25 protein-coding genes are annotated in these 26,808 nt (G+C 51.4%); 18 read left to right on the top strand and 7 right to left on the bottom strand.

What is annotated here, in order from left to right:
* Positions 1 to 77 precede the first annotated feature (77 nt).
* Positions 78 to 974 carry a YbbR-like domain-containing protein gene (locus A8O25_RS02675; RefSeq protein ID WP_153042559.1) on the top strand — a complete coding sequence of 299 codons (897 nt, stop codon included), beginning with the start codon at positions 78 to 80 and terminating at the stop codon, positions 972 to 974.
* A 4-nt stretch (positions 975 to 978) separates the two neighbouring features.
* Entirely contained in the window at positions 979 to 1,587 is a 609-nt protein-coding gene (gene coaE, locus A8O25_RS02670; protein WP_066830490.1) for a dephospho-CoA kinase, read from the top strand.
* 1,472 nt (positions 1,588 to 3,059) lie between these two features.
* On the opposite strand, the gene A8O25_RS02665 is transcribed toward coaE, so the two are convergent.
* Positions 3,060 to 3,539 carry a DUF4293 domain-containing protein gene (locus A8O25_RS02665; RefSeq protein ID WP_066830487.1) on the bottom strand — a complete coding sequence of 160 codons (480 nt, stop codon included), beginning with the start codon at positions 3,537 to 3,539 and terminating at the stop codon, positions 3,060 to 3,062.
* 55 nt (positions 3,540 to 3,594) lie between these two features.
* Here A8O25_RS02665 and A8O25_RS02660 point away from each other — a divergent pair, with 55 nt between their 5' ends.
* From A8O25_RS02660 to truA, 3 genes are all read left to right on the top strand, one after another.
* On the top strand, positions 3,595 to 4,800 hold the full coding sequence (locus A8O25_RS02660; protein WP_066830484.1) for a thiolase family protein: 1,206 nt from the start codon (positions 3,595 to 3,597) through the stop codon (positions 4,798 to 4,800).
* A 158-nt stretch (positions 4,801 to 4,958) separates the two neighbouring features.
* The gene (locus A8O25_RS02655; RefSeq protein ID WP_066830481.1) at positions 4,959 to 5,402 is read left to right on the top strand and encodes a hypothetical protein; all 444 of its coding nucleotides are present in this window, start codon (positions 4,959 to 4,961) and stop codon (positions 5,400 to 5,402) included.
* A 415-nt stretch (positions 5,403 to 5,817) separates the two neighbouring features.
* Positions 5,818 to 6,603: a tRNA pseudouridine(38-40) synthase TruA gene (gene truA, locus A8O25_RS02650; RefSeq protein ID WP_066830478.1), complete on the top strand. Its 786-nt coding sequence runs from the start codon at positions 5,818 to 5,820 to the stop codon at positions 6,601 to 6,603.
* 1,121 nt (positions 6,604 to 7,724) lie between these two features.
* On the opposite strand, the gene rpmA is transcribed toward truA, so the two are convergent.
* Both rpmA and rplU read right to left on the bottom strand, forming a co-directional pair.
* The gene (gene rpmA, locus A8O25_RS22385; protein WP_074987928.1) at positions 7,725 to 8,003 is read right to left on the bottom strand and encodes a 50S ribosomal protein L27; all 279 of its coding nucleotides are present in this window, start codon (positions 8,001 to 8,003) and stop codon (positions 7,725 to 7,727) included.
* Between the two features lie 67 nt (positions 8,004 to 8,070).
* Complete coding sequence (gene rplU / locus A8O25_RS02640; RefSeq protein WP_066830472.1) at positions 8,071 to 8,379, bottom strand: 50S ribosomal protein L21; 309 nt, start codon at positions 8,377 to 8,379, stop codon at positions 8,071 to 8,073.
* Positions 8,380 to 9,268: 889 nt separating this feature from the next.
* Between rplU and A8O25_RS02635 the strand changes: the two genes are divergently transcribed.
* The 8 genes from A8O25_RS02635 (at position 9,269) to A8O25_RS02600 (ending at position 18,086) form a co-directional block, all read left to right on the top strand.
* On the top strand, positions 9,269 to 10,228 hold the full coding sequence (locus tag A8O25_RS02635; protein ID WP_066830470.1) for a ribonucleoside-diphosphate reductase small subunit: 960 nt from the start codon (positions 9,269 to 9,271) through the stop codon (positions 10,226 to 10,228).
* A 459-nt stretch (positions 10,229 to 10,687) separates the two neighbouring features.
* Complete coding sequence (locus tag A8O25_RS02630; protein ID WP_066830468.1) at positions 10,688 to 13,069, top strand: ribonucleoside-diphosphate reductase subunit alpha; 2,382 nt, start codon at positions 10,688 to 10,690, stop codon at positions 13,067 to 13,069.
* An 87-nt stretch (positions 13,070 to 13,156) separates the two neighbouring features.
* The gene (locus A8O25_RS02625) at positions 13,157 to 13,990 is read left to right on the top strand and encodes a hypothetical protein (protein ID WP_066830465.1); all 834 of its coding nucleotides are present in this window, start codon (positions 13,157 to 13,159) and stop codon (positions 13,988 to 13,990) included.
* A gap of 76 nt (positions 13,991 to 14,066) precedes the next feature.
* Positions 14,067 to 14,414: an STAS-like domain-containing protein gene (locus A8O25_RS02620; RefSeq protein ID WP_066830462.1), complete on the top strand. Its 348-nt coding sequence runs from the start codon at positions 14,067 to 14,069 to the stop codon at positions 14,412 to 14,414.
* On the top strand, positions 14,407 to 15,006 hold the full coding sequence (locus tag A8O25_RS02615; RefSeq protein ID WP_066830459.1) for a hypothetical protein: 600 nt from the start codon (positions 14,407 to 14,409) through the stop codon (positions 15,004 to 15,006). Before A8O25_RS02620 ends, A8O25_RS02615 begins: the two co-directional genes overlap by 8 nt.
* Positions 15,007 to 15,022: 16 nt before the next feature.
* Entirely contained in the window at positions 15,023 to 15,532 is a 510-nt protein-coding gene (locus A8O25_RS02610; protein ID WP_066830456.1) for a DUF2199 domain-containing protein, read from the top strand.
* Positions 15,533 to 16,525: 993 nt separating this feature from the next.
* Positions 16,526 to 17,809 carry an alkaline phosphatase family protein gene (locus A8O25_RS02605; protein WP_066830453.1) on the top strand — a complete coding sequence of 428 codons (1,284 nt, stop codon included), beginning with the start codon at positions 16,526 to 16,528 and terminating at the stop codon, positions 17,807 to 17,809.
* 10 nt (positions 17,810 to 17,819) lie between these two features.
* Positions 17,820 to 18,086: a hypothetical protein gene (locus A8O25_RS02600; RefSeq protein ID WP_066830450.1), complete on the top strand. Its 267-nt coding sequence runs from the start codon at positions 17,820 to 17,822 to the stop codon at positions 18,084 to 18,086.
* A gap of 256 nt (positions 18,087 to 18,342) precedes the next feature.
* Here A8O25_RS02600 and A8O25_RS02595 read toward each other — a convergent pair whose 3' ends face one another.
* Positions 18,343 to 19,014 (bottom strand): hypothetical protein, encoded by a 672-nt coding sequence (locus A8O25_RS02595; RefSeq protein WP_066830448.1) that lies wholly within the window; start codon positions 19,012 to 19,014, stop codon positions 18,343 to 18,345.
* A gap of 212 nt (positions 19,015 to 19,226) precedes the next feature.
* Between A8O25_RS02595 and A8O25_RS02590 the strand changes: the two genes are divergently transcribed.
* Positions 19,227 to 20,072: a DUF3298 and DUF4163 domain-containing protein gene (locus A8O25_RS02590; protein ID WP_082893397.1), complete on the top strand. Its 846-nt coding sequence runs from the start codon at positions 19,227 to 19,229 to the stop codon at positions 20,070 to 20,072.
* Positions 20,073 to 20,252: 180 nt separating this feature from the next.
* Here A8O25_RS02590 and A8O25_RS02585 read toward each other — a convergent pair whose 3' ends face one another.
* Both A8O25_RS02585 and A8O25_RS02580 read right to left on the bottom strand, forming a co-directional pair.
* A complete protein-coding gene (locus tag A8O25_RS02585; protein ID WP_066830443.1) occupies positions 20,253 to 21,059 on the bottom strand; it encodes a hypothetical protein in 807 nt (268 codons plus the stop codon).
* Between the two features lie 129 nt (positions 21,060 to 21,188).
* Positions 21,189 to 21,707 (bottom strand): DUF421 domain-containing protein, encoded by a 519-nt coding sequence (locus A8O25_RS02580; protein ID WP_241498914.1) that lies wholly within the window; start codon positions 21,705 to 21,707, stop codon positions 21,189 to 21,191.
* Between the two features lie 273 nt (positions 21,708 to 21,980).
* On the opposite strand from A8O25_RS02580, the gene A8O25_RS02575 reads away from it, so the two are divergent.
* The 4 genes from A8O25_RS02575 to A8O25_RS02560 all read left to right on the top strand — a co-directional run bounded on the left by A8O25_RS02575 (position 21,981) and on the right by A8O25_RS02560 (position 25,240).
* A complete protein-coding gene (locus A8O25_RS02575) occupies positions 21,981 to 22,436 on the top strand; it encodes a hypothetical protein (protein ID WP_066830441.1) in 456 nt (151 codons plus the stop codon).
* A gap of 741 nt (positions 22,437 to 23,177) precedes the next feature.
* Positions 23,178 to 23,837, top strand: coding sequence for a hypothetical protein (locus A8O25_RS02570; RefSeq protein ID WP_066830431.1), 660 nt, complete (start codon positions 23,178 to 23,180; stop codon positions 23,835 to 23,837).
* Positions 23,798 to 24,589 (top strand): sensor histidine kinase, encoded by a 792-nt coding sequence (locus tag A8O25_RS02565; RefSeq protein ID WP_066830428.1) that lies wholly within the window; start codon positions 23,798 to 23,800, stop codon positions 24,587 to 24,589. Before A8O25_RS02570 ends, A8O25_RS02565 begins: the two co-directional genes overlap by 40 nt.
* A 6-nt stretch (positions 24,590 to 24,595) precedes the next feature.
* Entirely contained in the window at positions 24,596 to 25,240 is a 645-nt protein-coding gene (locus tag A8O25_RS02560; protein ID WP_066830425.1) for a response regulator transcription factor, read from the top strand.
* 271 nt (positions 25,241 to 25,511) lie between these two features.
* On the opposite strand, the gene A8O25_RS02555 is transcribed toward A8O25_RS02560, so the two are convergent.
* Positions 25,512 to 25,946: an STAS/SEC14 domain-containing protein gene (locus tag A8O25_RS02555; protein WP_066830422.1), complete on the bottom strand. Its 435-nt coding sequence runs from the start codon at positions 25,944 to 25,946 to the stop codon at positions 25,512 to 25,514.
* Positions 25,947 to 26,808 lie beyond the last annotated feature (862 nt).

Below are 26,808 nucleotides of genomic sequence, written 5' to 3'. Positions count from 1 at the left end.
TTAACAGAACAAAGCAAGCCCTCCTCTGGTTACTGAAACCGTTTTCGCCCAAGCAGAAACAGTATTGGAGGGTGGTCTTGCTTTGTTTTTTCACGGCGGCTACTTTCTGGCTCCTCAACGCACTCAATAAGAATTACACCACCCTGGTCTCCTACCCCATTCAGTTTGCCTATGACCCCAGGCAGCTGGTGCCCGTAAAACCGCTCCCGGAGGAGGTTACCATCAGTGTGACCGGCAAGGGCTGGAAGCTGCTGCGCAAGAACCTCCAGTTCCAGGTGCAGCCCGCCATACTCACCATAAGGGGCCTTCCGTACGTGAAAAGTGTGCCGGGTACGGCCTTACGCCCCGCTATTTCCAGTGTGCTGGATGGGCTGGCGCTGAATTTTGTGGCCACAGACTCCATTGCTTTTGACTTTGACCGGCTGGTCACCCGGAAAGTACCCATTACGGTAGACTCCACCCAACTCCAGATTGACTCCGGCTTTGCCTTTGCGGGACCCATTGTGATCAGACCAGACTCGGTCACGTTTGTGGGCCCTGAACGGATCATTGAGCAATTCCCCAGCCCCTACCCGTTGGCGGTGCCCACCGCCAGTTTAAAAGCTCCTTACAAGGGCGAGTTAAGCCTTACCCATGACTTTACCAAACTGGTGAAAGCAGATGTGAGTGAGGCCGAAGTTGAGTTCAACGTACTGGCGCTGGAGCGGCAGGAGGTGGCGGTGCCGCCTTTGTTGCAGAATTTCCCGCCGGGGTATAGGTTGCGGCTGGTAAATGGCCCGGTTAGGGTACAATACGCCTTCCTGCCTAAACACAGGGAGCAAATACAGCCAGAGCTGTTCCAGGTGGTGCTAGACTACCAGAAATTCAATGCCGCAGACTCAACCATTGTGCTGGTGGTAAGCCACACCCCCCCTTTGGTGAGGCAAGTGTCTGTTCTGCCGGCGCGGGTGCACATCTCCCTCACACCACAATAACCTCATGCTCAAAATTGGCATCACCGGCGGAATTGGTTCTGGCAAGAGCATTGTCTGCAGATGCTTCCAGCTGCTGGGAGTCCCCGTCTATGACTCAGATACTCGTGCCAAATGGGTGATGAACCATGACCCGGAGCTTCGGCAAGGCTTGATGGCTGCCTTCGGGCCAGAGACCTTTGATGCACACCACCACCTGAACCGCCCCTATCTCGCCCAAAAAGTATTTCATGATGCAGAACAGCTGGCCAGGCTGAACAAATTGGTACACCCTCAGGTGCGGAAGGATTTTTACCGCTGGTTAGAGGCGCACGCCCAGGCCCCATACGTGTTGAAAGAGGCCGCCCTCATGTTTGAATCAAACGCTTACACGCAGGTTGACCATGTGCTCACCGTTTCAGCCCCCATTGGCCTTCGCAAAGCCCGCACCCTCCTGCGGGATTCCCACCGCAGCCCCGCAGACGTTGACGCTATCATAAGCAAACAACTCCCAGAAGAAGAACGCATACGCCGCGCCCAGTTTGTTCTGTACAATGATGATGTGCAACTGGTAGTGCCCCAGGTAGTGCAGCTCCACGAAAAGTTTTTAACCCTGGCCGAACAGAAGCAGCCGTAATATTTTCCGTTTTGGAGCTGTTTTCAGAAAAACAGCCCCAAAACGGAAGTTGGTGCAGACGCCCGCAGGTCTCATGGCACCATAAGGTCTGATGAATTGCTGATGGTTGGAGGATGGAACTGCGCGGGACTTCGTACCCTAGGATGGGGCGATCCTCCTGCCTGGCGGGAACAGCAAGGAGATCAGCCATGCTTGCAACCCACCCCTGCCCCTCCCGGGAGGGGAGTGATCTGGAATGCGTAGGGCAAATGGCGGGTGACCGTACCTCAGCAATGCGTGGACCGGCAGGTGTCAACATCCCCGTTCGCCCCCTTCAAAGGGGGGGGTATCAAAGTGAGTTCTGAGTCCTGAGTCCTGAGTTCAGAGTCCTTTCTTTTCATCTTCTGAGTCCTTTCTTTTCATCTTAGGCAATTCAGAACGAATGAAGCAGCAATGCCTGGTTTCGCTGCCGCGCCGCGGGGGCAGCCAGAGACCGCCCGTCAGCTGTAGGCACGCGTCTGGAGACTCGCGCCAGCGCGGGAGTATCAGGTAGCGTTAGAAGGCACGGAAGTAACTTCCGCGCCATAGGGGGGCAGAAGAAGCAGAAGTAATGTGAGGCTGCCGCCTCATTGAAGCTGAAAGCTTCCGCCACCATAGGTCCAAGTGGGAAACTTGAACCAGAGATTGTGACAAACAAGCAGCAATAAGCAAACAAACAACAATGAACAATCAACACTTCTGCTGGTGGCACCTCTGTTAATTAGCACTTCTGCCCCTGGCTGATGTGCGCAGCACGGGCTCGCCTCAGGCTAGCGGGACAGCAACAGCTACCTGCAGAGGCAGACATAACAGCACAAGCAGTAACAGGAGGGGAACCCAAACCAGTCCTGGGGGTGAGCGCCTCTGTTAATACGGTGCCGCTTTAGCGGCAAGGCCGGAGGGCCTAGTTTTAACAGCAGTGCTCACCGCCAGGACGAGGCCCCGCGGCCGTGAGCGCTTAGCAGAAAAGATGAAACAACACAGTGAGTGAGGCATTGCGTCAACCGCCAAAGCCAAGGGAATAACGAACTTCACCTTCCTGCCGCAGCCAAGGGAGTAGCAGACTACGCATTCCCACTGCCGCAACACAGCCAGGGGAGCATCAATTTACTCATTGCCACTGAAATAAATATAAAATCAGCTGCCGCAGCCAAGGGGAAAAGCAGACTACGCATTGCATCATTGATGAAACATTTATGCCATTGAGGCACTGTTTCCAACAGCACAGCCAGTAGAACAGCAGACAACACCTATCGGCCGTAGAGTAAGCCCTGAGCCAAGACAATAGAAAAACTTACCTGATGAGCGACTAGCAGACCCGGCATTCCAGCAGCAACAAGCGCCAAGCCATTCCCACCGCGCACTACCCATGGAGCAAATAAAAAACTCTGTTTTCGGCCTGTTTTCTAAAAACCAGGCCAAAAACAGAGTCTCAGCTTTATGTAGAAGATCTGTTACCGAAGCCGATCCATAGACCGCACCAAATCCTCATCCCGCTTGATAAACCGGTTGGCCAGCACGTTCATCAGCAAGCCTACAGCAGGCAAGTAAAAACCCGCCATGTATTCGCCCTGCTGGGCCGTCTTCACCAGGTCTTCGCCCACATAAGAAGAGAAATAGAAGGCGCACCCCATCAAGGCGGCCATCACCAAAGAGTTCAGCAAGCCCAGTTTCATCTGGGTAAGCCGGTTTTTGTACTGAAAGATCTCGTACAATGCAATCAAGGCGGCCAGACCCGCTAAAATGGCAATGAAAATGGTGCTGGTAGACGCCTCGGCAGCGGTAGTGGCAGCAGCAGGGCCTAAACTAAAAGCGGTCAACACGTATTCCTGGCCGTTGGCGGGATTGGTCTTAGACCAGATGGGCACAAAAAACAGAGCCACCATGGCTATCACGAGCAGGAACAGAAACACGCTTTGAATTCTTTGTATCATAATAGGGTTAGTTAACTTGCAGATAGTTTACAAAACTACACAAAACTTGGTAATCATGGCGCAAGAAGCATATATCCTAGACATCATTCGTACCCCGGTGGGCAAGTTTGGCGGTACGTTAAGCACCGTGCGCCCAGATGACCTAGCGGCGCACGTGATCAAAGAGCTCATGGCCCGCAACCCAGGCGTGCAGCCCAATGACGTGGAAGACGTGATCTTTGGCGCCGCCAACCAGGCCGGCGAAGACAACCGCAACGTAGCCCGCATGGCAGCCCTGCTGGCGGGGCTGCCCCAGGAAGTGGGCGGCGTCACGGTGAACCGTCTCTGCGCCTCAGGCCTTCAGTCTATTGCAGATGCCTCCCGCGCCATCAAAGCCGGGGAGGGGGAGGTATACATTGCCGGAGGCGTAGAGAGCATGACCCGCGCCCCGTTTGTCATGGCCAAGGCCGAAACCGCGTGGAGCCGCACCCCAGAAATCTATGACACTACCATTGGCTGGCGCTTCACCAACCCCGCGCTGTCTAAGCTGTACCACCCCTACGCCATGGGCGAAACCGCCGAGAACGTGGCCCAGCAATGGAACATCTCCAGGGAGGCGCAGGATCAGTTTGCATGGCAGTCGCAGGAGCGGTACCAGGCTGCGGCCCGGGCCGGAAAGTTTAAAGAGGAGATAGTGCCGGTGCCCGTGCCGCAGAAAAAAGGGGAACCTGTGCTGTTCCAGGCAGATGAACACCCGCGCCTGTCGCCGTTAGAGAAACTGGCGGAGCTGAAACCTGCTTTTGCGAAAGAGAAGGGCTCAGTCACCGCCGGAAACTCGTCGGGCATTAATGACGGGGCCGCCGCCGCCCTTATTGTGAGCGGTGAGTACCTGAAAAAGCATAACCTGAAACCCTTGGCCAGAGTTGTGGCGTCGGCGGTAGCCGGGGTAGACCCTGCTCACATGGGCATGGGACCGGTACCGGCCACCCGCAAAGCTTTGCAGCGGGCCGGCCTGGAGGTAAAGGACCTGGACCTGATAGAGCTGAATGAAGCTTTTGCGGCGCAGGCGGTGGCCTGTGTGCAGGAACTGGGGCTGGACCAGGAGAAAGTAAATGTCAACGGCGGCTCCATTGCCATTGGCCATCCGCTGGGGGCCAGCGGTACCCGTGTCACCGCCACCCTTTTGCATGAGATGAAGCGCCGCCCTGAGGCAAAATACGGCCTGGCAACCATGTGCATAGGGGTAGGCCAGGGGCTGGCCATTGTGTATGAGAAGTGCTAAGCCAGCTACCCCATTGCAGGCAAAATCCCGCTACTTGCTAGCGGGATTTTTATTACCTGTAAATCAATGGTTTAAAAAATTGCTCCGGTCTGGCCATGTCCATCTTGTTTTTTGGCACAAACGTTGCAATGGCTGAGGTATATCTAAATCTCAGAATTATGAAAAAGTTGCTACTGATCGTTTTCTTAGGGCTGTTCCTTTTGGGAGGAGAGGGCGCCATGGCACAGGGCTTGAACTACAGCCGGGTCTACAGCCAGGATAAGCAAACCGCCAAAGCCGAAAAGAGCCGCGCCAAGGCCATGGCCAAAGCCGTGAAACAAGACGAGAAGTATCAACGCCAGCTTGCCAAAGACAAAGACAAGTACGAGCGGGACCAGGCCAACCTCAAGGAAGACTACAACCGCCGCCAGCATAAGCTCAATGACCGTTTCACCAAAGACCGGTACAGCGCCCTGCAGTTTGAGCAGGAGATGGCCCAGCTCAAAGCAGAATATGAGCTGGACAAGCAAAACCTGCAGCAGAAATATGAGCGCAAGCGCGATGAACGGCAGCTGGCCTGGCAGAAACAACGCCAATCGTATTCATTGGTAAGCATGAAATAATATTTAGGACCTGCCTAGGTTTTCTTTCACATTTCTGACTCCAGCGTGCACTTGCACCTTTAAGAATAAGGTATTCTGTTTCAGGGCTGTTTTGCTAAAAGTAGCTCCAAAACGCAGACGCCAGCGTGCGCCATGCCAACGTTAGACATAATCCATCACAATTGAAAAAGGGGAAATCCACAATATACCTATGATAGAAAGGGCAGGAGGCCGTACTTCCTGCCCTTTCTATTTAGTCACTGACTGGTTTCCCTGGAGGCCTTTTTAGGCGTATAATTTCTACCCTTGCCGTCTAAAGAACGTGAGAATTCTGTTTTCGGGCTGTTTTTCAGAAAACAGCGAAAACAAGATCCTATTTCTGCTTAGGCCAAAACACACCTCCCGGCACTCCCGCCCAAATGCTTATCTTTGTGCCATGCGGTATTTTCTAGAAGTGGCGTATGACGGAACCCGTTTCCATGGTTGGCAGGTGCAACCCAATGCGTTGAGCGTGCAGGAGGTGTTGAATGACTGCCTGCGCAAGGTGTTCAGGTTGCCTGACGTGGAGACCATTGGCAGCGGCCGCACAGATACCGGGGTCCATGCCACGCAGCAGTGGGTGCACGTAGACCTGCCGGCGGTCTTTGCCCCAGAAGAGATCCAATACAAGCTCAACCGCATTCTGCCACCAGATATAGCCGTGGGGCAGGTATTCCCGGTGGGGCCAGAGGCCCACACCCGCTTTGATGCCGTAAGCCGCACCTATGAATACCGCATCACGCTAGAGAAGAACCCGTTCCTGGTGCGGCACACCTACTACCTTTCCAGAATACCAGACGTGGCCCAGATGAATAAGGCGGCGCAGGTCCTGCTTGAGCAGGAGGATTTTACCACCTTCTCAAAAGTAAAAGGAGACACCCAACATTACCGCTGCACCATCACGTACGCCTCTTGGCGGCAGGAGGGCCATCTGCTCATCTTTACCATTCAGGCAAACCGTTTCCTGCGCGGAATGGTGCGCCTGGTGGTGGGCACCCTGCTAGATGTAGGCAAGGGGAAACTGACTGTGTCCGGTTTCAGGGAAGCCGTTGAGCGCCAAAACCGAGCCCTGGCCAGTGGCGCGGCTCCCGCCGAAGGTTTGTTTTTGCACCGGGTGGAGTACCCGCCGGGGTATTTTGACCAGCAACGGCTTTTATTTGAAGCGGCTCTCGCCGAAAGATAAGTGGCGGTTATTTTACTTAAGGAATGGTTCGCGGTTGCAAAGGCTTCCCTTCGGCTACTGTTTCAAAGGTTTGTGTTCTAGTCCAATGCGGCTGGGGCTTTTCATTGCCGCCGCCGCAGAAAGGCACGGTCTGCTGTTCCCTTTCTTTGCTGCTGCAGGGGGAATGCGTAGTTTGGTGTTCCCTTGGCTGGTCCGCTGTTGACAATGCCTCACTCACTGTGTTGTTTCATCTTTTCCGGTAAGCGCTCACGGCCGCGGGGCCCGTCCTGCCGGTTCGCACTGCTGTTAATACTACGCCTTTGGCGTTGCCTTCGGCACCGTATGAACAGAGGCGCTCACCGCCAGGACTGGTTTCGGTTCCTTTACTGTAGCTGCTTGTGCTGTTATGTCTGCCTCTGCACGTCACCGCTGCTGATCCGCTAGCCTGTGGCGAGCCCGTGCTGCGCACATCAGCCAGAGGCAGAAGTGCTAATTAACCCAGGTGCCACTAGCAGAAGTGTTGATTGTTCATTGTTGTTTGTTGGTTACTTATTGCTGCTTGTTTGTCACAATCTCTGGTTCAAGTTTCCAACTTGGACCTATAATGGCGGAAGCTTTCAGCTTCCATGGGGCGGCAGCCTCACATTACCTCTGCCCTCTTCTGCCCCTCTATGGCGCGGAAGTTACTTCCGTGCCTTCTAACACTACCTGATACTCCCTGCGCTGGCGCGAGTCTCCAGAGTCGTGCCTACAGCTGATGGGCGGTCTCTGGCTGCCCTCGCGGCGCAGCTGCGAGATCAGGCATTGCTGCTTCATTCGTGTTGAATTGCCTTAAAAAAAAGGAAGGACTCAAGACTAAAGACTCAAGACTCAGAACTCACTTCAATACTCCCCCTTGCAAGGGGGCGAAGGGGGATGTTGACTCAGGAGGGCACGCATTGCTGAGGTACGGTCACACAGCACATGCCCCCACGCATACCACCCCTGCCCCCGTAGCGTCTGGAGGGCCTGCGGGGGGCTGCGCCAAAAGCCGTTTCCGGGCTGTTTTTCTAAAAACAGCCCGGAAACGCATAAACAGAAAAAGGCTGCCCAAAGGCAGCCTTTTTCAATTACTCTCCGGCCTGAGCCGAAAAGAGAAAACCTTATGCTTGTGCTTCAGCAGTCTCAGCTACTGGAAGAACAGATACGTAGGAACGGTTTTTAGCACCTTTTTTGAAAGATACTACACCATCTGTCAATGCAAACAGGGTGTGGTCTTTGCCAATACCTACGTTGGCGCCCGGGTGGTGCGCAGTACCGCGCTGACGCACGATGATGTTACCGGCAATGATCGCCTGGCCACCAAAGATTTTAACACCTAGTCTCTTGGAATGTGATTCACGGCCGTTGTTAGAACTACCTACACCTTTTTTGTGTGCCATTTCTGTATTCTATTTATTCCCGGGAAAACCCGGAGATGATTCAACAATAATTTCCTGTCCCTAAAAATTAACCAATAGCGTTGATCAACACCTTGGTGTATTGTTGGCGGTGACCGTTTTTCTTCTTGTAGCCTTTTCTTCTTTTCTTTTTGAAAACGATCACTTTGTCACCTTTGGCGTGGCCCTGGATGGTACCAGTCACTTTTACTCCGTCTACAAAAGGAGCACCCACGGTTAAAGAACCATTATTGTCAACAAGAAGAACATTGGCGAACTCTACGGCGTCACCCTCATTGCCGGAAAGCTTGTTAGTGTAGAAGAACTTACCGCTCTCTACTTTCGTCTGGATACCAGCGATTTCAACAATTGCGTACATCAGCTTACGATTATTTTAAAAAATTGAACCGCAAAGGTAAGACGGGCCGCGCTAATTTGCAAACCTCCAGCTTTTATTTTTGATAGAACTCCCGGTGCCTACGTAATTGGTTTTAAGTGACTTGTGAGTTATCCCCCAACATGTGGATTACTTCTGTGGATAAATCAAACCCTATTGATAACCAGAGAGTTGCAAGTGGATAAGTCAAAGCGATAGCCGCCAACCCTGAGACGGGTTGAAAAAAGGGGGAGAAACCAAGAAGGGAAAAGAACACACAGACCCAGCCCGCACAAGTAAGGTAAACCTACAGTTCTGGAGATAAAATGTCAAGCAAAAAGTCTCCTAAATTTTCCCCTTAAGCGGCACCTGCCGGGCAACCGCCGCCGCGGCAAAACATAGCAAAAATTTTTCCGGTGGGCGCGAACCAAAGGTTACCAGAAGTATATCTCCCCAGCATTGCCGCCAGCGCCAATTTGGGAGGGGCCAATGTTAAGTTTTCGGCACTGATAGTGGAGTTGTAGAGACTACTCAATATCTTCATGCCCTGCTGTATCAAAGCAGTGCCCGCGCCTATGCACACCGGTGAAAACAGGCAGTTATAGGCTTTCCCTTAGTTATACAAAAAAGTCTATATTCAGGGTTTCTAATTTTGATAAATTTATAAGTAGTTGATTTTTAGGATTTTAAAATGTGGATTACGCGGGGATAAAGTTTGTATAAATTCGCCTGTCCAATTCAGGGGAACTACGTAATTGTCCCTATATTTGAAATCTCAACCAGATAGGTCACACCTTCTTTTCAGGGGCTTACCGGCTTCGGGGCTTGGTTCACAGGCACCCGCGCGGCACTATCTGGTCTATTAGTATAGAGTAACTAACTGTATTGTTTTATGGAGCCAATATTACAAGAGAACCCTAACCGCTTTGTCCTGTTCCCCATACAGAATGACGCTGTGTGGCAGATGTACAAGAAAGCCGAAGCCAGCTTCTGGACGGCAGAGGAGATTGACCTGTCGCCAGACCTGAAAGACTGGGAGAAACTGAACGACGGGGAGCGTCACTTCATCTCGCACGTACTGGCCTTCTTTGCCGCCTCAGACGGGATTGTGAACGAGAACCTGGCCATCAACTTCATGCAGGAGGTGCAGCTGCCAGAGGCCCGCTGCTTCTACGGGTTCCAGATCATGATGGAGAACATTCACTCTGAGACCTATTCGCTCCTCATTGACACCTATATTAAAGACCCGCAGGAGAAAGACCGCCTGTTCAACGCCCTGGACACCATTGACTGCGTGAAGAAAAAAGGCGAGTGGGCCCTGAAATGGATCAACTCTGAGAACTTCACTGAGCGTTTGATTGCCTTTGCCGCCGTAGAGGGTATTTTCTTCTCCGGCTCTTTCTGCTCCCTGTTCTGGCTCAAGAAGCGCGGCCTCATGCCAGGCCTCACCTTCTCCAATGAGCTGATCTCCCGTGACGAAGGGTTGCACACAGACTTTGCCTGCCTGCTATACTCTATGTTAGTGAACAAGTTACCAGAGGAGCGCGTACAAACCATCATTAGAGACGCGGTGAGCATTGAGCAGGAGTTTGTGACCAGTGCCCTGCCCGTGGACCTCATAGGGATGAACGCGAAACTCATGACACAATACATTGAGTTTGTGGCCGACCGCCTTCTGGTGGCGCTGGGCTACAGCAAAATCTACAATGCCACCAACCCGTTTGACTTCATGGAGATGATCTCCCTGCAAGGCAAGACCAACTTCTTTGAGAAACGCGTGGGCGAATACCAGAAGTCTGGCGTGATGAGCGACCGCGACTCCAACGTGTTCTCCCTGGACGAAGACTTTTAACCTCACCCAAACAGCCCAAACCTGTTTTTGGGCTGTTTTTGAAAAAACAGCTCCAAAACGCCCGGCAACCGGCTGGGCAATACCAAGAGAAACAGAAATCACCTTCCGTCCCCCTTTGAAGGGGGGGTAGGGGGATGACCAAGGCCGTTGAAGAGCCACCTGCTTCTGCTGAGCGAAATGAAAAAATGATTCTCGGGAATGCGTGATCTCCATATGTAAATCAGCACGAGTAATCCTCCCGGGCCTTCAAGGGGGGGGGACGAAAGAGTTGTGTAACATTATAATCAACCCAGATGCGTTTCTGGGCTGTTTTTCTCAAAACAAGGTAAAACCAGTTTCGGCCGCGGGCCGATGCCTTTGCCCCCAACATTGAAATTCACTATTGCCTGGCGCCAACGCGCGTGGCAAGAAATATCTGGATGGCTCACCCCCATCTGTCACCAATATAGATAGAAGCGTATGTTAGTTGTAAAAAGAGATGGCCGCCGGGAGTCGGTCAAGTTTGATAAGATCACGGCCCGCATAGAGAAACTGTGCTACGGCCTGAACATGACGTTCGTGAGCCCCATTGAGGTGGCCAAGAAGGTGATTGACGGGATCTATGATGGCGTGACCACGGTAGAGCTGGACAACCTGGCGGCAGAGACCTCAGCGTCTATGACCACCAAGCACCCAGACTATGCTATTCTGGCGGCGCGTATTGCCATCTCCAGCCTGCACAAGGTGACGCAGAAGTCGTTCTTCAACACCATGAAGCAGCTCTACACCTACGTAGACCCTAAAACCGGCGAGAATGCTTCATTGATCGCGAAAGACGTGTTTGACGTGATCAAGAAGAACGCGGCCGTGCTGGACTCCAGCATCATCTATGACCGCGACTACAACTATGACTACTTCGGGTACAAGACCCTGGAGCGCTCGTATTTGTTGCGCGTGCACGGCAAGGTAGTGGAGCGTCCGCAGCACATGCTCATGCGGGTGGCCGTGGGTATTCACAAGACAGACATTGACGCGGCCATCAATACCTACAACCTCATGTCTGAGAAGTGGTTCACGCACGCCACACCCACCCTTTTCAACGCCGGCACGCCTAAACCTCAGTTGTCTTCCTGCTTCCTGTTGACCATGAAGGAAGACAGCATTCCCGGCATCTATGACACCCTGAAGAACTGCGCGTTGATTTCGCAGAGCGCGGGCGGTATTGGGCTGGCGGCGCACAACATCAGAGCCACGGGTTCTTATATAAAAGGCACCAACGGTACGTCTAACGGACTTGTGCCCATGTTGAAGGTGTTCAATGACACAGCCCGTTACGTAGACCAGGGCGGCGGAAAACGCAAAGGCGCGTTCGCCATCTATCTGGAGCCGTGGCACGCTGATATCTTTGAGTTCCTGGATCTGCGTAAGAACCACGGGAAAGAGGAAATGCGTACCCGTGACCTGTTCCTGGCCCTCTGGACCCCAGACCTGTTCATGAAGCGCGTAGAAGCCAACGGCGACTGGAGCCTGATGTGCCCCAACGAGTGCCCAGGCCTTTCTGAGACCTGGGGCAAGGACTTTGAGCGCCTGTATGAGAAATACGAGAAAGAAGGCAAGGCCCGCAAGACCATCAAAGCGCAGGAACTGTGGTTCGCTATCTTAGAAGCACAGACTGAGACCGGTACGCCGTACATGCTGTTCAAAGACCACGCCAACGGCAAGTCAAACCAGCAGAACCTGGGTACCATTAAGAGTTCCAACCTGTGTACTGAGATTATTGAGTACACAGACCCAGACGAGATTGCGGTGTGTAACCTGGCCTCTCTGGCGTTGCCACGCTACATCAAAGAAGAGAACGGGGTTAAGAAATTTGACCACGAAAAACTTTACGAGGTAACGTATACCGTCACCAAGAACCTGAACAAGGTCATTGACATCAACTATTACCCGGTTCCCGAAGCCAAGAAATCAAACATGCGCCACCGGCCAATTGGCTTGGGTGTGCAGGGTCTGGCCGATGCGTTCCTGCAGCTGCGCATGCCGTTTGAGAGCGAAGAGGCGGCCCGCCTGAACAAGGAGATCTTTGAGACCATTTACTTTGCCGCCATGACGGCTTCTAAGGATCTGGCCAAAGTAGACGGTGCGTATGAGACCTTTGAAGGTTCGCCTATCAGCCGGGGTATCTTCCAGTTTGACATGTGGGGCGTGAAACCAGACAGCGGCCGCTGGGACTGGGAAGCGCTTCGCAACGAAGTGATGGAGCACGGCGTGCGCAACTCTCTGTTGGTTGCCCCTATGCCCACCGCTTCTACCTCGCAGATTCTGGGCAACAACGAAGGGTTTGAGCCATACACGTCTAACATCTACGTGCGCCGCGTGTTGAGCGGGGAGTTCATGGTGGTGAACAAACACCTCCTGAACGACCTGATTGCCCTCAACCTCTGGAACGACCAGATGAAGAACGCCATCATTGCCGCCAACGGCTCAGTGCAGGGTATTCCTAACATTCCGCAGAACATCAAAGACCTGTACAAGACGGTGTGGGAAATCAGCCAGCGCACCATCATTGACATGTCTGCCGACCGCGGCGCGTACATCTGCCAGAGCCAGAGCCTGAACCTGCACGTGTCTAACGTGAACTTCGGGAAGCTGACGTCTATGCACTTCCACAGCTGGAAGCGCGGCCTCAAAACCGGTATGTACTACCTGCGCACCAAAGCCGCCGCAGACGCCATCAAGTTCACCGTTGAGAAACAAGCCGCCGAAACCCTGGCGCCTATGTACAGCAGCGTAGAGCAAAACCAAAGCGACATGGCGTGTAGCCTGGATAATCCTGATGCGTGTGAGGCGTGCGGGTCTTAAGCAGCTAGTTTTGCTTATAAATGGAAAAAGGAGGCTGGAAACGGCCTCCTTTTATATATATTCAAAATCTTATCAAATTTAGAAGTTGTGGAAGTTGCTAACACTGTTTCAATTGCCCTTGCAGGAAAGATAACAACTTCCCCTGCCGGCTATTGGAGCTTAATCAACTTTTATCAAAAATGTGCTTCCTATCAAAATATCAATATTTTTATTGACTTCGAACCTTTGTATTGGTTTGACGCAAATCTGTGTGCACTTCTTCAAGCTATCCTCTACAGACTTAGCACAGAAAACAACCTAACATTTAGCCTTGATGTTGAACTTGTAAAAGGCAAATGTCCAATTCTATTCAGGAACGGCTTTCTGTCTAGTCTCTTGACCTTATCTGATAATGCCCGCTCTACAGTAAGGTCTGAACTTTTTCATCCATGTGATGATGTCAAATTCTATGAATACATTGAAGGAGATTTGTTAAACCATCCTCAGATGGCTAGCTTAAAATGCGAAGGTTTAGATGAACAATTTCTTGAGTTATTCTCCAACATTCAAAAACATGCAGCCACAACTGACCCTGTATTCGCTTGTGGGCAATATTATCCAAGCAAAGCGAAGCTTAATTTTACTATAGTAGATTTAGGCCAAGGATTCTTACCTCCAATTCAAACATTTACTAATGGAGCTATTTCCAATGCAAAAGATGCGATTGAATGGTCCTTAGGTTATGGGCACACGACAAAAGGTGAAATGCAGACAGGAGGATTGGGGCTGTATCACTTGTTAGAACATTGCAAGAATGCAGGTGGTGCCTTCAACATTATAACTGGAGGTGCGTACTGGGGAAACAACTTAGGAGAAATGGGAACAAGAGATGTACCTGAATTTGTTGGCACTACGATACATCTTATATACAACTGTGGGTAGTATTGCTTCGTATATCAATTTTGATTAGGTTTGCAAACCTTCTCATAACCCCCAACCACCATTTATTAAGAAAGTTATGCAGTTAAGCATTGCTCAAATTATAGGCAAACAAATTGCTGTACTGGATGTAGACGGCTTGAAAGTTTATGAAAAGCTTCAAGAGTCTTATAAGCCACATGAGAAGATTGTGCTTTCATTTGAAGGATTGCGTCACGTTACATCTGCTTTCTTGAATGCTGCACTTGGTAGATTTTTATTATCTACTCCTCAACCAGAAGAGGCAAAATCCGCTATCGAATTAAATGGTATTGATAATAGAGCTATTCTGAATAAAGTAAATGAAATTTATAAACTTGCTTTAGACCCAAAAGCAAGAGAAATCAGAGAAAATGCTCGAAATCAAGAGTTAGGGATACATGAGTAAATTTAAAATTTTTGACATAAGAAAATCTAAGCCGGGCAACCGGCTTTATTTTTTTGATGCTAATGTGTGGCTATGGATATTAAACCCTCCACTCCAACCAAAGTATTACGAAGAAGCATATCTCAACTTTTGGAGGATACTAATTGAGAAGACTACAGACAAGAAGGTGGCAGTAGTTAATACATTGCTACTTTCTGAGATTCTCAATAGGTATCTAAGAATAAGATTCGCAGTTTATAAAAACGAACTTTTGGAGAGTAGGAAACTTGACGAAAAGGGGATTAACAAACTAGATTTTAAAAAAGATTACCGAACTACTCAAGACTATCAAAATTCACTGGAAAGCTTTAAAGATGACTTAGCTGCATATGCTTCCTACATAGAGTTTAATGATAGTGGGCTAGAGCAGATTGACTCTATGCAAACTCTAATGAACATAACTCCTGATTCTGATTTTAATGATACCATTTATTATAACTTTTGTATTATCAATCAATATGCAATAGTTACTCATGATGGCGACTTTGCTTTCCCAGATATTCCTATACTTACTTGTAATAAAAGCCTCTTAGAATTTCAAATTAATAAATAGTTTATCGGCTCTATCGATGCCCTACACCTGTTCCACCTGCGGCCAAGAACATGACAACTGGCCAGCCTTAGCTTATTCTTCGCCGTGGCACTACAACAACCTCACTGAAGAAAAGAAAGAAACCATAGGCTGGCTGGAAGGAGACTTCTGCACAATTACTTATGAGGACCAGACAGATCGGTTCATTAGAGTAGTCATGACCATTCCCGTGAATGACCACTGTGAGGATTTAGATTATGGACTTTGGGTGTCAGTGAGTGAAAAGACCTTCCTTGATTATCAGAAGAATTACCACAATGAGGAGCATGAGGCGTCTTACTTCGGGTATGTCTGTAATCATTTAATGGGCTATGAAGAAGACGTGATGCAGGTTCCATCAACAGTGGTTACCCAAGCAGACAACAAAAGACCAGCAGTTTTCCCGCATGAAGATTTTGACCACCCGCTGGTACAAGACTTCTACCACGGCATCAGCAAAGAAGAAGCAGAAAAGTGTATTGAAGAAATGATTCGCATTTCTAGCTAAGTTCCGTTTTCGGCCTGCTTTCAGAAAAACAGGCCAAAAACAAAATAGTATCATAACTATATCTACTCCTAACGCTTAAACAGAACTGCTATGCAAACCATAAAACTTGGGGTGAACGAGAAAGTGTACCAGCATTTGATGTAGTTTCTACGCAAGTTCACCAAAGAGGAATTAGAAATTATTGAGGAGAGTGATGCCTTCACAGATGCCCAGAAGAAGCTAAAGCAAGATTTGGCTCAACTAGAAACCGGTTAAGCAGAATTTCTAAATATTAACCAACTAGATCAGGACCTTGAAAACACCCTCGCCTCCCTATTCTCCTGAAAGGAACATGTGGGCAAACGGTAATAGCACAGGAGCCAAGGCATTTTTAGTTCGACCACAAGATCTTTTCAAGATGACAAAAGTGGGTGGCGTTCAACTTTGAGAAAATTCGCGCAGAAGCTTTTTTCCCCTTGTTGGTGTTCTCACCAACAAGCCATACTGCGGTACCAACTAAAACTTTCATACAATTTTAGGAGTGGCGGTGAAATGCGAAGGCAACCACCCCCATCTTGTTGGAGAGAACACCAACAAGGGCAGGAATCAGCAAAAAGAAGAGATAGAGGTGTTTGGGTTTGTGAAGTAATGAAGAGAATTGGAGGTAAAGACATACTTCCTGATTTCAGCCCCATTTCCAGAAACGAGCCCAAAAACGGGAACCTCACCTCCCTGTCCTCCTGAAAGGATCTTGGTGGCCAGCGGTAGTAACGTATAAACAAAGCCTTTCTAGTTCGCCCACAAGATCCTTCCAGGTTGACAAAGCGGGAGGGGTGAAGGCCTTACCTTCTTTAAAGCAATCTGCACCAAGAAACAGAAATCTCTATTCCCGTTTTTAGCCTGTTTTCCCAAAAACAGGCTAAAAACAGAAAACCACCCCAACCCAAGGTTAAGCTTTCATGAAATGTGCGGCAACAACCCAATGCCTGTAGGCGGAAGCAGTATGTTTGTAGCATGAAGCAGCTTCCCCTTCTTATTTGTCTCCTGTTTTCCTGCCTTAGCTGGGTACAGGCGCAACCAGATACCACGCAGCAGGTGGTGCCCAACAGAGTAAACAGCCCGGCGCAGCAGCAGAAACCGTATGTGATCCTGATTTCGGCAGATGGGTTCAGGCATGACTACGTACGCAAATACAACTGCCAGAACCTACGCCAACTGGCCCAGCAGGGCGTACAGGCGAAGGGGCTGCAACCAGCGTTTCCGTCAAAGACGTTCCCTAACCACTATAGTCTGGTGACGGGGCTGTACCCGGCCCACCACGGCCTGATCAACAACAAGTTCTACGACCCCAACTTTAAGGCTTTTTACGCCAACAGCAAACCCCAAGAGGTGCAAGACCCCAAATGGTACGGCGGCACCCCGCTCTGGGTCCTGGCCGAGCGGCAGCAGATGCTGTCGGCCAGCTTTTACTGGCCCGGTTCAGAGGCACCCATCCAGAGCTTCTTGCCTACCTACCATTACCGGTATTCAGAGAAGATTGCCATTGACCAGCGCATTAACACCGTGGTGGAGTGGCTGCAGCTGCCAGCAGAGCGCAGGCCGCACCTGATCACGTTCTACTTTCCTGAAGTGGACCATGCCGGGCACACCTACGGCCCAGACTCCCCAGAAACCGAAGCCGCCGTGCAGTTCATTGACGCCAGCATTGGCAAACTCACCCAAGCCGTGGCGGCTACCGGCTTACCCGTCAATTTTGTGTTTACCGCTGACCACGGCATGGCCACCGTTGACCAGGAGCAGGTTTTACGTGCCCCGCCTATTGATACCGCCCAGTTTGTAGTGTCAGGCAACGACATCATGATAGAGCTGTACGCCAAACAGCAGAACCGCGCAGCACTCAAGCAAACGTACAAGCGCCTCCGCAAGGGCAGTACTCCAGGGTATAAAGTGTACCTGAAACAGAACATGCCCAAGCACCTGCATTACCGCCCCCAAGATGATTCCCTGCGCCGCATTGGCGATATTATTCTGTTGGCCCAATGGCCGAAGATCTTTCACAGTGCCGCCTCCGCACCAAGCCCCGGCCACCACGGCTATGACCCCTCGCAGACGCAGGATCTAAACGCCGCCTTTATTGCCTGGGGACCCGACGTAAAACAGGGCCTGACCCTGCCTGTGTTTGAGAATGTGCACGTCTTTCCCATTGTTGCCCAGATTTTGGGCCTGCCGTACAACTTTAAGCTAGACGGGAACCGTAAGATAGCCCAGCAGATACTCTCTGCTGAACCGTTACCATAACCCCTTACAAATGACACATCAGCGGGCCGGCTGCCCGTACACCCACTATTCCTCTCTTTTCCTGCCGCTCCTGGGGAGTCTCCTGTTGGCCTGCCAGTCTAACACCAAAAAAGCCGCCACTTCTGCCACGGCATTAAACCCGAAGCAAGGCTTGACCCAACTGGAGAAAGATGAGACGGAGTTCTTAGATATGTATCAACTAGACCAGGAGCACGAAAACACCCTCACCTCCCTGTCCTCCTTAAGGATCTTGGTGGCCAGCGGCAGTAGCGTATGAGCATATCTAGTTCGCCCGCAAGATCCTTTCACAATGACAAAAGCCGGAGCGTCATGAAGTAGTCTCCAGCACCAAGGCAGGTCAACCACCTTTCTGCTTCCGGCTAACCTGCATCAGAAAGCCTGAGGCCAAGCATAGCACCCGCAGGAGCGAGCCATAGGCGTCACATTTGGGCACACAAGCTGGCCGTTCTGTTTTTGGCCTGTTTTCAGAAAAACAGACCAAAAACAGAAAACGGCAGTTCCATCTGCGGGCGTTAAAAAAGCACCAGAACCAGGGCACCGAAAAAAAGCAGGAGGCCAAGGGCGAATATGCTAAAAACCAGCCCCGTTTTGGCACCGTTGGCATTGGCTAAGTCATCTGGGTGCTTCCGGTTCCAGGACAAGGCTTTCTTGCTGAACACCATTCCACCCAAGGCAAGGAGCAGAGAAAAAGGCAGCAGAACGCCTCCGCCCCGCGTAAGGCTAGACAGCCCGGCCACGCCCAGTACCAAAGACGCCACCCCTAAGAGAAGCCCGGTGCGCGCCACTCCGGCTTTAGGTTTTCCCGGCTCCGCTTGCCCCACCCGTGGCCTGCTCCCTTGCTGTTGTTGCCCCGGGGGCGCCAGAACCGGCACCTGCGCGCTGGGGTAAACACCTACCGGTGCCCCCGGCGGCGCTACCGCATAGACTGGCGGCGTGGCGGCAGGCACGGGTTCATTTGCAGACGCAGAAAGAGACGCAGCAGCAGCTGGTTCTACCGGGGGCCTAACCTGCCGGGCCTGAACAGAATCATCAGGAGGGGAAGAAACCGGCTTGCTGCCGGCCCTGGCCGCAGGTGCTGAAAAGTAGAAGACTTGCTTTTGAGTGCAGCCCGCCAGCAACAGCAGCCCCACCAGCCAGAAGATCAGTTTCTTTTGTCCGCACAGCGGAAGTGTTTGGCTGTTCATCTGTTTAAGGTAGTAAGAATATTCTGCTTTGCCTATACTGCAGGCAATAAGTTATTTACCAGCACACAACCCGCCTTTCCCCACTTATGTTACCCGGGAGAACAGCCCCACTCGCCGCATTTCTTTACCAGCCCAGGCAGTAAATTCAGTTTTTCACTGTAGTTGACACGGTATTTGCATAGGCAACGTCTGGTTTTAAACGTTTACCTGGTATGATGACCAAATATCTTTCGGTGCTGCTCCTGCTGGTGGGCGGCCTCACGTTTTCCTGCCAATCTAAGCAAGGCGCCAACGCTACGGGGGCAGACGAAAACGCTGCCCCGTTGGCAGGCACCTCCCAGGCCCTCGCCTTTCAGCCGCAAAGCGTGGTAAGGCGGCAAGAAAACTGCCCGGGCGACTCCTGCGCCACTGTTGACCTGCAGTACCTGGTAGCCCGGGGCGGCCCAACCCCGCTGCGCGATTCCCTGAACCAATACGTGCAGGATTTTCTGCTTCGGCTGCAGCTCACCAACAACCCAGACGCAGATTTGTCACCCCAAGAAAATGCCGCCGAAGCCGTGGCCACCGTCTTCCTGCAGGAGCAGGCCGCTTTCAGGAAAGAGTTTCCAGACGCGGGCGCGCGGGCCGGTTGGTACCTGAAGGTGGCCATGGAGCCCGTGCACCAGACACCTGCCCTGGTTTCCCTGCAACTGCAGAGCGAAGGCTACAGCGGCGGGGCGCACGGCTATGCGGTGACCACCCTGCAAAGCTTTGACAGCACCGGCCATGCCCTCCGGCTGCACGAGCTGGTCCCTGATACTGTTCAGCTCAGAAAACTGGTGGAGCAGGAGTTCAGAAATGTGAGGCAGTTGGGCGCTGAGTCTTTTGAGCAGCAGGGATTCTATACCCAGAATGGCCATCTGCCGTTTCCGCAGAATGCGGCGCTCACCCCAAAAGGCCTGCTGCTGTACTACAACGCCTACCAGGTGAACGCCTACGCCTTTGGCCCTACGCAGCTGTTACTGCCGTATGCCCAGATCAACCAGCTGCTGGCGCCACGCTTCCGGCCGCAGCCATAGGGCAAAAATGAGAAGCTGTTTTCGGGCTGTTTTCAGAAAAACACCGAAAACAGAAAGGGATTCTATCAGGCGCAGGCCAACCCCTGCGCCAGCGCAACGGCTTGTCACCGGCAGCTTCTATATGCCAAAGCCCCTCCAGAGGGACTGGAAGGGGGCTTTGGCTGCTCAAGTACTGTGGTATTAATAAGAATAGCTGTACATGGTCACCACGGCGTCTCCCGTAGTAGGCGTGGTTGTTTTTTTCACTGGGAGCTTCTGCGAATCATACTCATAGGTGTAGGTAGCCGCCAACTGTCGGCCATCTTCCTGGAAGGTAGTGGTTACTTTACCGGGGTTGTTCCACTGCAGAACGATGCCAGGCGTGAAGGGGGTACCGGCCAGGTGCTGAACACAGGGGCTGTCATCATAATTCTCGTACTTGACGGTGTAAGAGGCGGTCCAGCCGGCAGTGGGGGCGCTTCGCTGGAAAACGGTGATGTCACTCACATTCCCCCGGGCATTATACACATAGCTGTGTTTATGGGTGGCCACCAGCTCTTCTGAAGAGGCGTTGGTGTCTTTGAAATAGGAGTAGCGTACCGCTAACCGGCCGGCATTGTCATACTCAAAGGTGTAGTAGCTCTCTACCTGCCCATTTATTTTCTCCTCTAGCTTAGTGAGTTGCCCTAAGCCGTTGTAAGTGTACGCGCTCTCTTTGGTTACCTGCCCCCCGGTGTTCTTAATGAGCCCTATGCGCCCGTTGGCGCCGTACAGCACCTCGCTGTCTGAGGCCGTTAAACTGTGCAGAGCCAGCTCACCGGTTCCTTTAATGCGGGTAAGCTCCCCGCTGGGGCCATAGGTGAACTCACGCAGGGCGCCCTGGCTGGTGGTCACTTTGGCCAGCCTGACAAGGGGCGTGTTGCTGGGTTCAGGCTCCTCTATGCCGCAGCCCACTACCAGAAAGGCAATCAGGATCAGAAAAGGTACTTTAAAAAAAGATGGTGTCATGGGTAAAAAGGGGTGGAAGTACTGCCGGGTTCTTATACTGGAGAGTCCCCGGCCGGGCAAAAGGTTGCATCTGGGTTGATGATTCCTGCTGTGACAACCACTGGCCCCTACCCTCACTTTTAACCGCTGTCAGTCTTCCATGACCACACTAATGCTTCCGCTGCGTTCCAGACAGGCAGACTTCACCTTCTCCAGCTCCTCTGGCTTGCCGCTGCTCCTGATGGCTTCATGAATATCATTCTCAGTGATGTTATGCGCCTGCATGACCTCCCGCTGCAGCTCCCCGTTCCGCACCAGCGTGACCGTGTGCCCCTTCAGGAAGTTGCTGACACCCGAGCCGGTGCGGTATGCCGCCGCCGCCAGCAGCCGGTGCAGCAGGATGAGCACAAGCCCCGCCACCAACGTGGGAAAGAAAGGGGAGTTCCCGGTAATGGCACGGCTCATAATAGAGCCAAACATCACCCCCAGCACAATGTCAAAGGCGCTGTGACGCCCAAAAATGCGTTTGTTGGCCACCCGTATGTAGAGGAGCCCAACAAAGAAAACAATCACCGCCCGCAGCCCCATCTGCCACCAGTTCAGTTTTTCAACTCCTATTCCTAAGATTGTATCTAACAGCTCCATCATGCCCCAGAAACGTGCATCCATCTGCAAAAGTTACTGTTGCCAGACGCGGTTGACTGGGCTTGGTTTCCGGCCAGGGAACACTATCTACAAATGCAAAGCAGGCAAGGTCTATGAGAGTGGCAGAATCTACTTATATTCAGGTATTGTTTTGTTGCCTAAGCGCTTGCATCTTTAGGAGCGTGTTTGAGTTTTGTTTTTTGTGCGGCAACCGGGCAGAGCAAGAACGCGCGCAGCAGAATCTCCTGACCCAGAATCTGAACAAGTCCTTACCAACCATTCATAAACGAAAACCCTATGCCAAAACTTATCAACCTTCAAGGAGAGGGCGCCATTGAAGAGCGCCAGATTGATAAAAAAGAAATGATGCAAATGGTCAGAGACTACAAGCGCGAACGCACTGACGTCATTGCCCAGCACGGCAACAACCGCAATGACAGCCGTGCCTGCTATTTCTCAAAAGCGATCTACGAGAAGATTTTAGTTGAAGCCCAGTGTGATGGCATTAGAACGTACTACGGCATCAGGACTGAGCCCAGTGATAAGAAGCGGTACCACACCATCATTCTAGTTGGCACCAGAAACAGAAAAGACGCCCTCACAGACAATGACTACGTAGCCATTGCCAGCAACCCTGCAGATGATGACGGGACTATCTATGAATGGGGTTCCCTCTGCCCTCCGGGCGAAGGCTGCGCCATTGACACGCTTTTGGCTGAAGCAGACCAGCTAGACCAGGAGGAGCAGGGCTAAGCAGTTCAGCAAGAAGAGCAGTACTATCTTATAGCTCTCAGGCCACAGGTAAAGCCGTTTACCTGTGGCCTCAGCTTCTGCAGGTAAGCAAGATGCCCTGGCACCCTGAAAGGGGAAGATGCAGCAGGAACTGTTTGTAGAATGTACAGCCAGTGCCCTACGCAGCACCATCACCGGGGCAGGGTTGGGCAACAGTGCAAGGCGGCGACAAAGACAAATTTTAAACATACCTTTCCAGTACCTGCCATTCACCGGCAGAACGTACCGGGAAAAGAAGAGCGCGCCCTATCGGCTATTGTGCTGCCAATAGGGTTCTGGGGCTGCTTTAGGCTTGTTTTTCTGAAAACAGGCCTAAAACAGAGATTTCCCTACACCAGTTAGGGCAGGTTTACAGGTTAGATTGCAAGCGGAGAATATCAGGTTGGAAGCTCTGCTGAGGCGGCCTTAAAGCCGGGCAGCAACGCTACAACCATGATAAAAGCAGAGAGCCCGGCTTTTGCTGTGGCTCTTTGCAGCACAGAGACACCTTTTAAGCGCTTGTTTAACTTTTGGTATTGCAGGCGAAAACGGGGAGTGAAAAGTTTCTTCTATCCTGTTTTTTTGAGCGGCATAGCCGCGCGCTGGTGCGAGGCAACCGCCAGGTCAGGTTCTTTTGAGGCCCGTTGGCAGCGCAGAAGACAGATTCAAGCATGCTCTAAACTTGCTCTAGTACATACTTCAACCAAAGAAACTAAATATTGAATGTTAGAGACACTTAGGTACATTTATTACGCTGTCTTGTTTTCACTCACCGTCTACAGCCTGTTTGCCTTGAAAGACATCAGACAGTTTGGCGGAACCTTGTTGGTGCTGGTGCTGGCGGTGACTTCTTTGGTTGAGTTGTTAGGCTTGGGGGCCCGGTACAAAGGCATAGGCAACCACGCCACCTGGATCTTCAACCTGTACACAATCCTGATCATTCCGGTCTATCTGCTCATTTTAAAAGACAGCTTCTCGGCCTTCAGCAGAAAGGCGGTGCTGTATGTGGCGGGGGGCTTTATGGTGCTTGGGTTAGTAAACCTGTTTTTTATCCAGGGCCTACAGCGGTTCAACCACTTTACCCTCATGCTGGGGGCGGCGCTGCTGGTGCTGTTCAGCCTGCTGTACTTCAAAAGCCGGTTCCAGAATCCGCAGGAAAACCTGCTAAAGAGCTGGCGGTTCTGGGTGGCCACCGGTTTGCTGATGTATTTCCCGGGCACTTTGCTGTACTTTGGGTTTCTGAACTACCTGAGCCAGTTTGACCACGGCTGGCTTATGCAGGTCACCCTTATTCTGCAGCTCATGAATATCATGCTGTATACCTTGTTTGGAGTAGCTCTGTCATGTTTGAGACCCCGTCAGATATCATCACCGTTATTGTAGCCGGTTCGGCTATTCTGCTGGTCCTGGTCTTCTTTATCATCTCCTTCCTTTTTGCCTACCAGAAAAAGCAGCTTCAACACCTGAAAGAGACCCAGAAGCTCAAGGCGGCATATGAGAAAGCCATCACAGACTCAAGGCTGGAGATACAGGACGAAACCCTGAAGTATGTAGGCCGGGAACTGCATGACAACCTGGGCCAGATCCTGTCACTGGTCAAGCTCAACCTGCATGATGCGCACAACCCGGAACAGGTCACCTTTGCCAAAGAACTGGTTGCGGGGGCTATCAGAGACGTGCGCACCCTTTCAAAGTCATTGAACACTGACTGGGCTGACGAGGTACCGCTCCCCCACCTGATCCAGACGGAACTGGACAAAGTGGAGCGCAGCAGTAACCTCCAGACCGAGTTTGTGCACGAAGAATGTGACTGCACCATAGACAGCAAAAACAAGCTCATTGTCTTCAGAACTTTTCAGGAGAGCCTGAACAACATTTTAAAGCACGCCAATGCCACCTTGGTCACCGTGAATTTACATTTGGCAGAAGACCAGAATACCTGTACTTTAGAGATAGCAGACAACGGCGTTGGCTTTGACATAACCGGCGCGGCACAAGGCTCTGGCCTCAGCAACATCAAAAAACGCATGGAGGCCATTCATGGGCAGGCAGACATTTCTTCGCGCCTTGAAAGCGGCACCCGTATTGAGTTGAAGTTCCCCCGCCAGCCTTACGCTCCTGGCCTTTTAAAATAAAGCACTATGGTTGAGATTGTAATTGCAGATGATCACCGCCTCTTTGCACAAGGGTTAGCCACTATTTTGAGCAAAGACCCTGAGCTGGCGGTAAAAGCGATCTTCAATGACGGGCGGTCCATGATTGACTACCTCCGGAACCAGCAGGCGCACGTGGCGCTCATTGACCTGAACATGCCCTTCTTTAACGGCGAGAGCACCCTAGCCCGAATGAAGGAGTACGGGATCAGCTGCAAGAAAATTGTCATTACCATGTACGCAGATGAAGCCCTGCTCCACAACTGCATCACCCTGGGCATAGACGCCTACCTCCTGAAAGACGCCGAACCGGAGACGGTGGTGGCCACCATCAAACAGGTGGCGGCCGGCACCTATAAACTGAACAGCAAGTCTGTCAGCTTAAAAAACCCGTCAGAGGCGTTTAAAGATAATTTTGTGAACATGCACAAGCTGTCTAAACGCGAAGTAGAGATTCTGCACCTGGTGGTTCAAGGGCTTTCCAGCGCAGAAATCGCTGACAAACTGTTCCTCTCAATATTCACGGTAGAAACACACCGCCGCAACATTCACGTCAAACTAAAAGTCAAGAATACCGCTGAGCTGGTGAAACTCGCCCTGGAGCAGAGCATTGTCAAGGAGACGTCTCCTTAAGTCGGCTAGTAAATCTCCCCTCTCTGAACAGAAAAAGGCCAGCAGCTTGTGGTGTGTAAACGCCTCTTGGGGAACTTGTGCTGCCCAAGGCATGGCCGCGCTCACATCAACACGGGCGTAGGGAGCGTCACAAGTTTCTGTTTTAGGCCTGTTTTGGCCAAAACAGGCCTAAAACAGAAACCCGCCTCACATGCCTCTGGGGAGGAGTATCTGGTAGGCAAAGGGAGAATGTTCACGCTTACAGCTTCTCTGGGCCGGGAAAGCAATGGGGCTACTGATTGGGGCCTGGGTCTGTCTCCTGCAGAAGCCATTCCAGGGCCTCTTCTTCGTCTTGAAAATCCCGGATCAGCAGCTTCCCCAGGTCTCCGGCGTGCTTCTCAATGTACTTGATAGCCGCCGCCTGCTTCTCATCAGCAGAAACCAGGGTAGCCATGCGGCACAGGGCGCTGGTCATTAGTTTAGGCACCATGTGCTCCAGCATCCAGAGCTTGTCTTCGTCACTGAAGGCCCGCATTCTTCTGTTGTCTGCCAACCAGCGGGTCAGCCCAAACCGCTCAATGATATAGCCACACAACAGAATGGCTTCCCGCAGATCAGCACTGTTGAAATGCCCCCGCCAAATGGCCATCCCCAGCCGTTGCTCTTCATCATACTGAATGGTCACAGCATCACTTTGAAAGTAAACCTTGGGCAAACTTTGCAACATGTATCAATAAATAAGAAGTATATAAAATATAGTATTGAATAGTAGACCCTGAGGTGTAGGATCAGAAATTTAATAGTGCACCTGTCTAGTGTTTCCCCCCTTTTCTCTCTGGAAGGGTGTAGGGCGCCAGCACTTGCCTGTGCCGCCGTTTTAGGGCTACTTTTCAGAATACAGCCCTAAAACAGAATGCTAGCCTCCCCTTGCCGCTTGCACCCAATACACTTGATAACTCTAAACAGCTTTCGTTATCTATTTTATTCCTCTCTGCAAAGGAACTTGGCAGCAAATGAGTGAAGCGCTTAGTGACCACAGCTGCCGTTCGCCACAGAGATTCTTGCAAAAGGACACCCAGGGAAAAGGAATATGTATTCTGTCTAAGTACTTAGGTTGAGCCGCTCGAAGCTATTTCAAAGATAAGTATTGAAATGCAGGTTGTGCCCCAAAACATGGTGAAATTTTAACGATTTTGCCGCAAAGGCACCAGAAGCCTGCATTCATGCTTTTGGCACCTGACAGAGCTATCCATCGGCTTAAAAATACCAGGGGAGAACTTTCCCGGGTTACTATTATTCCTCTGTATGCTTCCAGACATTTTCTTTAGCGGCAACACCTCCTGCTGTTTTGGAGCTGTTTTCTGAAAAACAGCTCCAAAACAGCAGGGCGAACCTGGATAAAACCGTCTGCACAGGCGTTCTGACCTGAGCTAGACCGTATTGCTGAAGCCTTTATGCTCTATCACTGCCCTCTTCTCGTTTATCAGCAGCAGCGCCTGTGGTTCTAGTTAGAAGCGTGCTCCAGCCAGCAAAGGGATGGGCTGTATCTTATTCCACAGGCAAGACGGCCTGATCAGACAACTCAGCGG

Source organism: Rufibacter ruber, from assembly GCF_001647275.1.
Lineage (GTDB): Bacteria > Bacteroidota > Bacteroidia > Cytophagales > Hymenobacteraceae > Nibribacter > Nibribacter ruber_C.
This window is presented reverse-complemented; position numbering and strand designations above follow the sequence as displayed.